General features: G+C 43.0%; 11 protein-coding genes. 10 read left to right on the top strand and 1 reads right to left on the bottom strand.

Annotated elements, in window-relative coordinates; all coding sequences use genetic code 11:
- Positions 1-240: 240 nt before the first annotated feature.
- The 3 genes from ACPZ3T_RS15185 (at position 241) to ACPZ3T_RS15175 (ending at position 1,241) form a co-directional block, all read left to right on the top strand.
- A complete protein-coding gene (locus ACPZ3T_RS15185) occupies positions 241-363 on the top strand; it encodes a hypothetical protein (RefSeq protein ID WP_490270324.1) in 123 nt (40 codons plus the stop codon).
- A 330-nt stretch (positions 364-693) separates the two neighbouring features.
- Entirely contained in the window at positions 694-1,080 is a 387-nt protein-coding gene (locus ACPZ3T_RS15180; protein ID WP_490270323.1) for a hypothetical protein, read from the top strand.
- A gap of 20 nt (positions 1,081-1,100) precedes the next feature.
- Positions 1,101-1,241: a hypothetical protein gene (locus tag ACPZ3T_RS15175; RefSeq protein ID WP_490270322.1), complete on the top strand. Its 141-nt coding sequence runs from the start codon at positions 1,101-1,103 to the stop codon at positions 1,239-1,241.
- 51 nt (positions 1,242-1,292) lie between these two features.
- On the opposite strand, the gene ACPZ3T_RS15170 is transcribed toward ACPZ3T_RS15175, so the two are convergent.
- Positions 1,293-3,584, bottom strand: coding sequence for a transglycosylase domain-containing protein (locus ACPZ3T_RS15170; RefSeq protein WP_490270321.1), 2,292 nt, complete (start codon positions 3,582-3,584; stop codon positions 1,293-1,295).
- 330 nt (positions 3,585-3,914) lie between these two features.
- Here ACPZ3T_RS15170 and folK point away from each other — a divergent pair, with 330 nt between their 5' ends.
- From folK to ACPZ3T_RS15135, 7 genes are all read left to right on the top strand, one after another.
- Positions 3,915-4,424, top strand: a complete 510-nt coding sequence (gene folK / locus ACPZ3T_RS15165) for a 2-amino-4-hydroxy-6-hydroxymethyldihydropteridine diphosphokinase (RefSeq protein ID WP_490270320.1) — start codon at positions 3,915-3,917, stop codon at positions 4,422-4,424.
- 88 nt (positions 4,425-4,512) lie between these two features.
- Positions 4,513-5,061 carry an NUDIX hydrolase gene (locus tag ACPZ3T_RS15160; RefSeq protein ID WP_490270319.1) on the top strand — a complete coding sequence of 183 codons (549 nt, stop codon included), beginning with the start codon at positions 4,513-4,515 and terminating at the stop codon, positions 5,059-5,061.
- Between the two features lie 435 nt (positions 5,062-5,496).
- The gene (locus ACPZ3T_RS15155) at positions 5,497-6,408 is read left to right on the top strand and encodes an actin-binding WH2 domain-containing protein (protein ID WP_490270318.1); all 912 of its coding nucleotides are present in this window, start codon (positions 5,497-5,499) and stop codon (positions 6,406-6,408) included.
- A 237-nt stretch (positions 6,409-6,645) separates the two neighbouring features.
- The gene (locus ACPZ3T_RS15150) at positions 6,646-7,317 is read left to right on the top strand and encodes an SAM-dependent methyltransferase (protein WP_490270317.1); all 672 of its coding nucleotides are present in this window, start codon (positions 6,646-6,648) and stop codon (positions 7,315-7,317) included.
- A 132-nt stretch (positions 7,318-7,449) separates the two neighbouring features.
- Positions 7,450-8,988, top strand: a complete 1,539-nt coding sequence (locus ACPZ3T_RS15145; protein WP_490270316.1) for an NAD(P)H-hydrate dehydratase — start codon at positions 7,450-7,452, stop codon at positions 8,986-8,988.
- Between the two features lie 80 nt (positions 8,989-9,068).
- A complete protein-coding gene (locus tag ACPZ3T_RS15140) occupies positions 9,069-9,710 on the top strand; it encodes a glutathione S-transferase family protein (RefSeq protein WP_490270315.1) in 642 nt (213 codons plus the stop codon).
- A gap of 218 nt (positions 9,711-9,928) precedes the next feature.
- Positions 9,929-12,364 (top strand): GH116 family glycosyl hydrolase, encoded by a 2,436-nt coding sequence (locus ACPZ3T_RS15135; protein ID WP_490270314.1) that lies wholly within the window; start codon positions 9,929-9,931, stop codon positions 12,362-12,364.
- Positions 12,365-12,512 lie beyond the last annotated feature (148 nt).

Raw genomic sequence — 12,512 nt, 5'->3', positions numbered from 1 at the left:
TGCAGTTATTAATAAAGTTATAGAACGTAACATCATATTGTTACGTATCAAAATGCAGACATTTACAAGAGTTTTATTAAATCATTTTTTTTGACTAAGTAGAACAGGGTAAATAATTAAAGGTTTGTAGTCAAAACTTTAGTTTTAAAAGAAGGACTAATACCAATTCTGTATGAAGTTGCGCCAAATAAATAATGTAGAGACGTTGCATGCAACGTCTCTACAGTACAGAATAAAGGTATGTTCGTTGCGATCGCTACTAATCCATCACCAAAAGCGATCGCTGATTGGATATGCTTAGAGTGCGATCGCAGTATGTTTGCTCATTTTAGTAAATTCAATCAGCAAACTCCAGTTTGTTAATTCATTTGCTGTAAATGCTTTCTCATTTCAGTAGATTCAGCAAGCAAACTCCAGTTTGTTAATTCATTTGCTGTAAATGCTTTCTCATTTCAGTAGATTCAGCAAGCAAACTCCAGTTTGTTAACTCATTTTAGTGTTTTCCGCAAGCAAACTCCAGTTTGCTTTGTCATTTGCTGCAAATGCTTGCTTATTTCAGTATTTCGCGCATTTTTGACAATTATCGGCTGTAGCAAAAGTTATTGCAGATTTGCCTGAATTTTCTCAGGCTGATCGATACGGATATTTTTTAAGGTAAAGAAAATTAACAGCTTAGTTGACAAGGTGCGTATCATGAGCCGTAGAAAAAGAAGTTCTCAGGTGTTGCAAAAAGCAGAACGTCGTGCAGCTGGGATGAACTCAATTAATCCAAATTTAGAGGTGGGTAATGGACTAACTTTATTTGCTTTCTCAACTTTAATTGAAACGATGCGAACAAAAGAGAACGCATACAATACTGCTCTTTCCAACCTAGATAAGTTATATCGTGAAATGCTCCAAACTGAGCGTGAGTTAGGAGATATGACAGAACATATGCTGATGGGAGTGGGTGTTATTTATGGTAAAAGCTCTGTAGAGTATGGCATGGCGGGAGGAGTTCCTAAAAATCAACGCCGCAAGGGACTGCGGGGTGAGTCGCCAATTTCTAATTCCCAGTCAATGGTTGTGAGTAGAGACTAATTTTGGTGTAGGGGTGTGGGGTGCGGGGCGGGGGGCAGGGGGCAGGGAGCAGGGGGCAGGGGAGCAGGGGGCAAGGGGGCAGGGGAGCAAGGGGCAGGGAGCAGGGGGCAGGGGAGCAGGGGGCAAGGGGGCAGGGGGAGGAGAACTCTTCAATTTTGTAGGCGCAAGCCTTCCCGCAGGGTATTTTGAATTGATTCGCCCCCTGCCTCCGGCTAATTTCTAGGCCTGAGTCTTTCACGCCAAGACGGTGTGGGAGATGAAGAACTGGCTGGAGATGCAGACTCTCTGGAACTACGGGTTGTGGAAGCACCTGAGTCTACTGTTCTGGTGCGCTGTCTTCTGGGTGGAGAGGCTGCATTGGCAGTAGAATTAGATTCTTGACTACGACGATAGCGTCGTCTTCTGGATGAATTGTCATCTGTTTGTTGGTTGCGGCTTCTACGTCTTCTAGATGGTCTGGTTTCCTCTTGTTCTTGAGATGTTTCATCGGAATTGAGAGAACCATGAAAGACTTTTTTCGGCTTAATGGGTTTAGCTTTAATGCTACCTTTGCGACCTGTGAGTTTCGGTCTGTCAGGAAATTTTTCTACGGGCATTCCCTTTACCGCTACTTCCATAAACTCATGCCAAGTGTAGGCTGCACTACCACTACCCCCGGAGGTGGGGCGATTGTTATCATTTCCTAACCATACCCCGGCAACGACTTGGGGAATATAGCCAATAAACCACAAATCACGGGCTTCATCGGATGTGCCGGTTTTGCCGGCGACTGGTCGATTATCTAATTGGGCGGCTGCACCTGTACCTGCTTCGACGACGTTGCGTAACATTGAGGTCATGATGGCGGCGGTGGTAGGATCAAGGACGCGTTTAGGTTGGGAATTTACCGACCAAATTACGTCACCTTTGCGGTTGAGGACGCGACGGATACCATAGGGTTCGGCGTGTAATCCTTGGGTGGCAAATGTACCGTAGGCACTAGTTAATTCTAAAAGATTGACTTCATTTGAGCCGAGGGCGAGGGAGTAAGTTGGTATCAGTTTCGATTTAATCCCCATGTTATGGGCGATATTGATAGTCGGCTCAAATCCTATATCAAGTAATACTTTCAAGGCGACGACATTGACGGAACGTGTGAGGGCATCGTTCATTGTCATCCAACCCCGGAAGGTTTTACCGTAGTTTTTCGGTTCGTAGTCATCGACGACAAAGGGCGCGTCTAAATATCTATCGTTGGGGCTTTTGCCTGTAGCGATCGCGGTAGCATAGACAAAGCCTTTAAATGTTGATCCTGGTTGACGTTGGGCTTGGGTAACGCGGTTAAATTGGTTTTTGCCAAAGTCTTTACCCCCTACCATTGCTTGAATTTCACCGTTGCGGGGGTCGATGGCTACTAAAGCTGCTTGTTTAAAGTTTTGCCAGCGTCCTTGATTTTTCAGGGTTTTGTTAACGGCTGCTTCGGCTGCTTTTTGCCAATTGGAGTTGAGAGTTGTTTCTACAATTAAACCTTCATTAGCTAGGACATCCGCAGGTAAGTGCTTCGGTAGTTCTTGGAGAATGTAACTACTAAAGTAAGGAGCTTCTAATTGTAGTCGCTTCGGGAAACTTGATTTGAGTTTAATTGGTTCTTGTGATGCGGCTTGTCTTTGGGCGGCGGTAATAAATCCTTCTTCTTGCATTCTTTGCAAGACTAAATTTCGCCTTTGTTGGGCAGAGGTGGGATTATTGGCTGGAGAATAAAAACTCGGTGCTGGGGCGAGTCCGGCTATGGTAGCGATTTCTGCTAAGGTGAGTTTGCCTACGGGTTTACTGAAATACACCCAGGCGGCATCTGCTACACCGTAAGCTCCTGAACCTAAATAGACCAAATTTAAATAGCGTTCCAGAATTTGCTCTTTAGTTAATTCGGTTTCTAGTTTTTGGGCTAGGCGAACTTCTTTGAGTTTGCGCCAAATTGTTCGTTCTTGTTTGAGGAAAAGAATCCGCGCTAACTGTTGGGTGATTGTACTACCACCTTCTACCACAGTTTGCGATCGCAAATTATTTACACTCGCTCTCATAATCCCTTGGGGATCAATGCCACTGTGTTGGTAAAATCTTCTATCTTCAATAGCAATAAAAGCTTTTTGCAACTGTTCAGGTATCTGTTCTAAATTCAGTTTTTCCCTGGTTGCTTCCCCTTGCTGTTGTAATATCGTACCATCAGCAGCTTTGATAGTTAATGTCTGTTCCCGAATCACAGTTTGCAGTTCAGATTTATCGGGTAAGGTACGATCTATTGTGGAGATGAAGTAGCTAAAAGCAATGATCCCACCCCCTAAGCCCAAGCCTGCCCAAAACCACACCCGGCGATAAAACGGCCGCTCCTGAGAGCTAAACTTGTTGACAATTCCAGATGTTGCATTTCGCACATGATGTAACATCTGCCTTCCATTCACCAGCCGATTGGGTGCTAAGTGATCATTGGTGGATTCTTCGTTCTCGAAATGATTACCAGGCGACAAACGCGATTCCTCCTTATCTGACTCACTTAAATTGGTTGCTTCAACTAGGTGGTAAGTTGCACCACATTAGTTCTTAACTGAATGTAGTTCCCGCTACCCTAGAAGTCATACTTTTGGGCTTGGTTTACTGCTTTCGGTGTTAGTATAATATCCCATAAACAATTAACTCAATTCATTGCTACAAAAAATAAATTTTTTACATTCAGTTAATGTTTATTTTGTCAAGATCAATACATTACTTTTAATAAATTGCTCAGGTTGAAAAAACTATCAAAAGTATTAAAAAATCAAGAAATGACTAATTAACTAATCTACCGAAATAGTGATTTAATGGAGAACGGAGCGATCGCTCAAACAGGATTTAGTGCCTTAGCTCTAGGCAGTAATATAGGGGATTCTGTGGCGATTTTAGCAGCAGCAATCGAGGAATTAAGTAGAATTGCTGGGATAGAAATAACGGCTAAATCTAGTTGGTATAGAACCAAAGCCATAGGGCCACCACAACCAGATTACATCAATGGCTGTGTGATCGTGCAAGTAAAGATAAGTCCCCAGGAATTATTAGATACATTGTTAACCACAGAGCAGAAATTTGGGCGAGTCCGTCGAGAACGATGGGGAGCGCGATCGCTGGATTTAGATATACTGCTACACGATGACTTAATAATCGATACCCCAAAACTTCAGATTCCCCACCCCCGAATGCACGAGCGAGCCTTTGTTTTAGTGCCATTAGCAGAGATTGCCCCAGATTGGATAGAGCCAATTTCCGGATTAGCGATCAAAGAACTGGTAAAAAAAGTAGACTGTTCTGATGTACATTTGTTAAAGAGCAGTTAAAGTTACCACTCAAATCAATGCAAAAAACACTGGTGCGATTGCCAACTCCAGTGCAGTTTTGTGCAGTTACAAACAACAGAATTTAACTATGCCATTAGGTAGAGAATTACCACAGCTATTAAAACAACGCCTATTCTACAAAGGACGCAAGTTTGACTTTGAAGTAAATCGCTTGCGCCTACCCAACAAAGCCGAAGGGGAATGGGAGTGCATTCGTCACCCAGGTGGTGCTTTAGCTGTGCCAGTGACTGCGGAAGGCAAACTGATACTTGTACGCCAATATCGGTTTGCCATTCAAGGAAGAATATTAGAATTTCCGGCAGGAACTGTAGAACCCAACGAAGATCCTCTAGAGACAGTCAAGCGCGAAATTCAAGAAGAAACCGGACATAGCGCGCAAAAATGGGATAAATTAGGGGAATTTTTTCTAGCACCTGGCTATTCTGATGAGATTATTTACACCTACCTCGCTAGAGATGTAGAAAAGTTAGACACACCACCAAAAAAAGACGAAGACGAAGATATTGAGATTGTCTTTTTCACTCCCGAAGCATTGGAAAAAGCCATTTTGGAAGGAGAACCAGTAGACGCTAAATCAATTTCCAGCTTTTTCTTAGCGCGTCCATTTTTAGTGTAGGGGTTTGTATCAAACTTCATCTCAAATATTCCGTATAATTCCTTGAATAAAGTAGTTATACGGAATATTTATGTATTATTACTATTTAAAGTCCAGTAGGGTGTGTTACGGCTATGTAAGGATTTGAGGATTTCACCAAATCATATCTAGCCGTAACGCACCCTATAATATTGGTGCGTTACGCGTTGCTTAAACGCACCCTACAATCTGAGGTTTACTTTATAAATCATCTCTAAACCGTCAAAATTCTGCACAAAGATATATTTTGGTAGTTTTAATCACTTAAAGGCTAGCAGTATTTACGATAATAAACTGGCCATAAAAATAGGCTTTTAACCTTGCAAAACAAAGATCATAGGGGTATTTCTGCACAAGTCTAATAAATTATCATTGGTTATCTTAGATGTATTACGATTTCTGAGAAAAAAGTCTAGTATGAATAAAGACGATAACGCAGTACCCTCTGACCCAGAACACGATAAATCAGGTGTTTTTGAATCAAGCTATCGAGGAGAAAAACTCCCAGACCCTGATATCATTCCCTTCTACTCTGAGGATACCTCTGGTTCTGCCAAACGCCCGTCTAAACCTCATGCAGAACGCTACGAATATTCCCAAAAAGAACTTCAAGCACTGCGTCAGGCAATTGAGAATAACGGTGTTCTTCGCCTGGCTTTTTACTTTCTCGACTATATTCTGAGGGCGCAAACAGCACTATTTGAGCAGATACACAGCCAAAAAGATTTGACTAGAATTATTTGGTCAATGTCTGTTCTCTCTATCGTGCTATCAAGTATTTATGGCCTAGTCATGGGTATGTATAACGGGGTATTGCAAGCATTGTCATCTGCAATCAAGTTACCTATTCTGTTTTTATTGACAGCATTGATTTGTGTTCCATCACTTTATACCTTCAATGTATTGCTGGGACAACGTTTCAAGTTTCTGCAAACTGTCGCCTTGATGATGATGACTTTGGGAACTACAACAATTTTGCTGGTAAGTTTAGCTCCCATTGCCTTTTTCTTCACCCTCACTACGCCGGATAACTACCAGTTTTTAATCCTGATGCACGTACTGATCTTTGCTCTGTGTGGCATCTATGGAGTACGATACCTGTATAGAGGATCGTCATACATTGCCTTTCGTATGCAACAACCGTTGAATAATCTGCTACTGCGCCTGTGGATTGTGATTTATGCAATTGTGGGAATGCAGTTAGGTTGGCGGTTGCGTCCGTTTATTGGTAGCCAAGGGATTCCTTTTGAACTGTTACGCAACGACATTGGGGGCAATTTTTACATTACTGTTTGGACATCTTTGCTGGAACTTTTGTCAGGTAGATAAGTAGAACAGGGTAAATATTTGTAATTCTCAGCAGGCAGGGGGCAAGGGGGCAGGGAGCAGGGGGAAAGAGGTTTTTAGCCTAGTTTACCTTTCTTAAGATAGTTAGGTTTTTTCTCACCGACTTACTGAGTAGTTTTGACATACTCCCCACGCCGCCCTTCTCTACGAGACGCTCCGCGAATGTGGCGGCGTGGGCTACTGACGCATTTATTGGTTTGAGGATAACAGTAAATGGTAATGCAGTTAGAACAAGTTGTTCCTTTTGGTAGGTCGCTTGATGAGTATATCAAGATGTTCAACTTAACTGATGGGGATCTACAAAAATCAATTCTGAGTGTGGCTGATGGCCCGGCTAGTTTTAATGCAGAAGGTACACAACGGGGATATCGCATCAAGTCAATTGACCCATTGTATATTTTTACGGCGGCGCAAATTAGCGATCGCTTTTATCAAGTTGTTGATAATATTATCGAGCAAATAGAACAAACTCCCGATGATTGGGTGTGGACGTATCATAAATCACCCCAGGGGTTGAGGAAAAATCGGGAACAAACTAAGCAGCTGTTTTGTGCAGATTTTGAACGGGGGAAAGATGAAGGTCGATATGAAGTGGGTGAGTTACCTAAGTTAAAATATGGAGATGGTGAATTTGAGTTGGGTTTAAGTTCCCATTTTCTGTTTTTGTATTCTGACCATTTTGATCAAAACTTTCATTTAGCATCAATTCGGGAAATGCTGCGAGTTTGCCAAGAGGTGAGGATTTTCCCATTATTAACTTTGATGTTACAGCGATCGCCACATTTGCAATTTATCGTTGAGCATCTAGAAAAGCAAGGGTACAGATGGGAAATTCACAAGGTTGGGTATGAGTTGCAGCGCGGTGGGAATGAGATGTTAAGGATATACTAAGTGGGGGTTTTAAACGCAGAGGTACGCAAAGTTTAACGCAGCGAAAAGTTCTGGAGGAGGGTTTCCCTCCGTAGGAAACTTTTCAAGAGAAAGGTACGCAGAGTTTAAATTCAGAATTTATGGTGAGGTGCAGTGCTGAATAGAAGTGAACAAATTTCCCAAGTTGTAGTCACTGCTGCCCAAATGCGGGATATTGAAGGGCGGATTTTTGCTGCGGGAATGCCTGTCGCTGCTTTGATGGAAAAGGTGGCGGGACTTATTGCTAGGCGTATTGGGGATATTTACCCTAGTCAGCGTGTTGGTGTGTTGGTTGGCCCTGGACATAATGGGGGTGATGCGTTGGTTGTAGCTCGTGAGTTATACTTTCAAGGCTATGATGTTTGGATTTACGCGCCTTTTTCTAAGTTCAAAGAATTAACTTCACAACATTTGCAGTATGCTCAAAGTTTGGGTATACCCTGTTACCAAGACGTTGAACAGTTACCGGATTGTGATTTTTTAGTTGATGGGTTGTTTGGTTTTGGTTTAGAAAGAGCAATTACTGATCCCATCGCTTCGGCAATTAATTATTTTAACAATTGGGATAAACCTATTATTAGTATTGATGTGCCTTCAGGTTTGCATACTGATACAGGGGAAGTATTGGGGACGGCTATTCGAGCAACTTATACTTTGTGTTTGGGTTTGTGGAAGTTGGGTTTGTTGCAGGATCAGGCTTTAGAATATGTGGGAAAGGCTGAGTTAATTGATTTTGATATTCCCCTAGTTGATGTGCAAGCTGTGCTGGGAGAAACCCACAAAATTAAACGCATTACACCTAAAACCGCACTTTCTACCCTACCCTTACCCCGTCCCCCAGTCACACACAAGTATAAAGAAGGACATTTATTGTTAATTTGCGGTTCACGACGTTATGCAGGTGGGGCAATTTTAACGGCTTTGGGTGCTAGGGCGAGTGGTGTGGGGATGTTGTCTGTGGCTGTACCAGAGTCTCTCAAGCTGGTTTTGGTGTCTCATTTGCCGGAAGCTTTGATTATTGGTTGCCCAGAGACGGAAACTGGGGCGATCGCTCAGTTACAATTACCAGAGAAGACAGATTTAAATTCCTTTAGTGCGATCGCTTGTGGCCCTGGGTTAACTACAGATGCTACTCCTATTGTGCAGGAAGTTATAAATAGCGATCGCTCTTTAGTTCTCGATGCTGATGGTTTAAATATCTTGGCAGGGCTAGATGCCATCCCCACATTACAACAGCGTCAAGCAGCAACCATACTCACACCCCACACTGGGGAATTTCAACGCTTATTTCCCCATCTTCCTGATGCGAAACGAGACAGGATAGCAGCTGTACAAGCAGCAGCCATTCAGAGTGGGGCAGTAGTATTGTTGAAAGGTGCGAGAACTGCCATTTCTAACCCCCAGGGTATAGTATGGATTAATCCCGAAAGTACCCCAGCTTTAGCCCGTGGTGGTAGTGGCGATGTGTTAACAGGTTTAATTGGGGGATTATTAGCCCAAGCTATTACTAAAGAATTGCCCATAGAAGATATTGCGGCAACGGCAGCCTGGTGGCACGCCCAAGCCGGAATTTTAGCAGCTAAAGAACGCACGGAGTTGGGAGTTGATGCGTTGACTTTGACACAATATTTGTCGAGAGTGATAGCCATCTAATTACGAATTACGAATTACGAATTACGAATTATGAATTAACCCACCAATGGTATCCTAAGCATAAAATTTCAGGTTGCCTAATGCTGTCACTTTATCATAATCAAATTTCCCTGAACTCGCGGAGAGTCTGGATTGCACTGCTAGAAAAAAACCTAGAGTTTGATTTAGTGGATATTTATTATGGAGATCAATTAAAACCAGAATTTTTGTCCATGAATCCTTTCCACCACATTCCAGTTTTAGTAGATGATGGCTTAGTTGTAGTGGAATCATTGGCTATTTTGGATTATTTAGAAGCCAAATATCCTAGCCCTAGCTTAATGCCTAGCAATCCCAAGGATATAGCAACTGTGCGAATGGTAGAAATGGTAACAGTTAATGAATTAGTATCTGTAATCAATCCCTTCATTCATGAAGTGATAGGTGTTCCCAGTGGCCAAGATGAACAACAAAAACAACAGGCAAAGCAGAAAATATCTAAAGTACTAGAATTTTTGCAAAAATTGTTAGGAGATAGCCCATATTTTGGTAGTGAGCAACTAACTCTAGCTGATATCGTGGCTGGGTGTACACTTCCTTTGTTACCTGTGGCGGGTTTTTCTTTCGCCGACTACGACAAGTTAAATGCTTGGTATGAACGGTTGATGCAGCGTAGTTCTTGGCAAACTACCCAAGTCACCCCAGAAGCAATTGCAGCTGTTAAATCTCGAATGGCAGCGTAAGAGAATATTTTAGAACTTAATATGAGCTTGTTTCCACAAAGTAGTACGAAGACAACAATTCGCAATTCGCAATAATGGTTTGCTTTGGTTTGTAGTGAGGACTTTAGTCCGCAAAATCAGGACTAAAGTCCTCACTACGAACTTAAATTATGTACTTGAGAAAATTGACACATCAGGTTAAGCTTCCTTAGCGTAACTGCAAACTGTGGCATCAGGTAATGACAACTCCAACCTCCCTGCAAATTCCCCCTTGTACTTGGCATCGGCCTATTGGTTTAGGCTGGGAAAAACCTTATACTGTTCGCTACGCTAGTAATATTGATGATGGAGCTTGGCATGGGATGCCCTTGGGTGGCTTTGGTGCTGGTTGCATCGGGCGTTGTTCGCGGGGAGATTTTAACCTGTGGCACATTGACGGCGGTGAACACGTTTTTCAAAACTTCCCCGCTTGTCAATTTAGTGTGTTTGAATCTCATGGCGCATCTTCTCAAGCTTATGCTTTAGCAACCACAACACCGGCAGATGGAAGTCTGCACACATGGCAATGGTATCCAGCTAGTCAAGCAGAGGAGCAGAGGAGCAGGGGAGCAGGGGAGATATCCCACACAGGTACATATCACGCGTTGTATCCCCGTAGCTGGTTTGTGTATGAAAATGTCTGGCAAACACAGCTAACTTGTGAGCAATTTTCCCCGATTTGGGCAGATAATTATCAAGAAACTAGCTATCCTGTGGGGGTGTTTGTTTGGCAGGCGCACAACCCGACAGATGCACCTATTACTCTCAGTATTATGCTGACTTGGCAGAATATGACGGGTTGGTTTACCAATGCCTTGAAATCTCCAGAGGTGAAGATGCGGGATGATGGTAGCCCAGTTTATGAGTATCAGCCGCGTTTGGGTGAGAGTCGGGGTAATTATAATTATTTAGTGGAAAGTCCCCAAGCTTTGGGTTGCTTTTTAGGGCGTGAGGGAATTACAGAACCTTTAGAGGAAGGTGAGGGTAGTTGGTGTATTGCAACTCTCAAACATCCCCAAGTAGAAGTGTTTCACCATACCCGTTGGAATACTGTTGGTAAGGGGGATGAGATATGGCAAAGTTTTGCGGCAGATGGCTCACTACCTGATTATATAGATACTACCCCAGCCGGAGACAATGAACAAATCGGGGCAGCGATCGCAGTTCGTTTCACTCTCCAACCAGGGGAAAGTCTAGAAATTCCCTTTGTTTTGGCATGGGATTTCCCGGTGACTGAATTTGCAGCCGGGGTGAATTATAACCGCAGATATACAGATTTTTTTGGTACTAATGGTAACAATGCTTGGGCGATCGCTACTACTGCCCTAGAGCATTATCAATCTTGGCGGCAACAAATTCAAGCTTGGCAGCAACCAATTTTAGACCGGGAAGATTTGCCGAACTGGTTTAAAATGGCTTTGTTTAATGAGTTATATGATCTCACCAGTGGGGGAACTCTCTGGAGTGCAGCGACAGAACGCGATCCTATTGGTCAATTTGCTGTCTTAGAATGTTTAGATTACCGTTGGTATGAAAGTTTAGATGTCCGCTTATACGGTTCTTTCGGGCTTTTATTACTATTCCCAGAACTAGAAAAAGCGGTGATGCGTGCTTTTGCCAGGGCAATTCCCCAAGGTGATGAAACACCGCGCGTCATTGGTTATTACTATACTATCGGTGCAGAAAGTCCCCTGGCTGTGCGGAAAGCGGTTGGCGCGACACCCCACGATTTAGGCGCGCCGAATGAACACGTTTGGGAGAAAACTAACTACACAAGTTATCAAGATTGTAATTTGTGGAAGGATTTAGGCTGTGATTTTGTCTTGCAGGTTTACCGCGATTATTTGTTTACTGGTGGCAATGACATAGAGTTTTTGAAAGATTGCTGGGATGCGATTGTTGAGACTTTAGATTATGTCAAAACCTTTGATTTAGATGGGGATGGCATTCCTGAGAACTCAGGCGCACCAGATCAAACTTTTGATGATTGGCGACTGCAAGGGATAAGCGCGTACTGTGGTGGTTTATGGATGGCAGCCTTAGAAGCAGCGATCGCCATTAGCGATATTTTAATCCAAAATCAGCCCAACTCAGAAAAATTACTCAGCCAAAAATCTATCTATGAGACTTGGTTAGCCCAATCTTTACCCATTTATCAAGAAAAACTCTGGAACGGTCAATATTATCGCTTAGACAGTGCAAGCGGTTCAGATGTAGTGATGGCAGATCAATTGTGTGGACAATTCTACGCTGGTTTACTCAATTTACCGGAAATTGTGCCGAGCGATCGCGCCTTCTCTGCCCTAAGAACTGTATATGATGCCTGCTTTCTCAAATTCTACAACGGTCAATTCGGTGCAGCCAATGGAGTTCGTCCCGATGGTTCACCAGAAAACCCCAAAGCCACCCATCCCCTAGAAGTTTGGACAGGAATTAACTTTGGGTTAGCCGCCTTTTTAGCACAGATGGGAATGAAAGATGAAGCCTTACGGTTAACCGAAGCTGTCGTAGAGCAAATTTACAGCAATGGCTTGCAATTCCGCACACCGGAAGCCATTACCCCTGTCGGTACTTTTCGCGCTAGTACCTACCTACGTGCAATGGCTATTTGGGCAATTTATTTAGTTCTGCGTTAAAGGTTTGTAGTCAGAACTTTAGTTCTAAAAGAAGGACTAAAGTCCTGACTACGAACTGAATCTTGCATTATCCTTAATATCAGCTAAAGAATTGGGAACTATATGCACAATTGCGCTAACAGCAGGTAATTTCCCAAAATTTCCTAGA

It is taken from the genome of Aliinostoc maniaoense, from assembly GCF_058172895.1.
The sequence above is the reverse complement of the archived record's forward strand: the minus strand, read 5'-3'. Positions and strand labels throughout refer to the sequence as shown.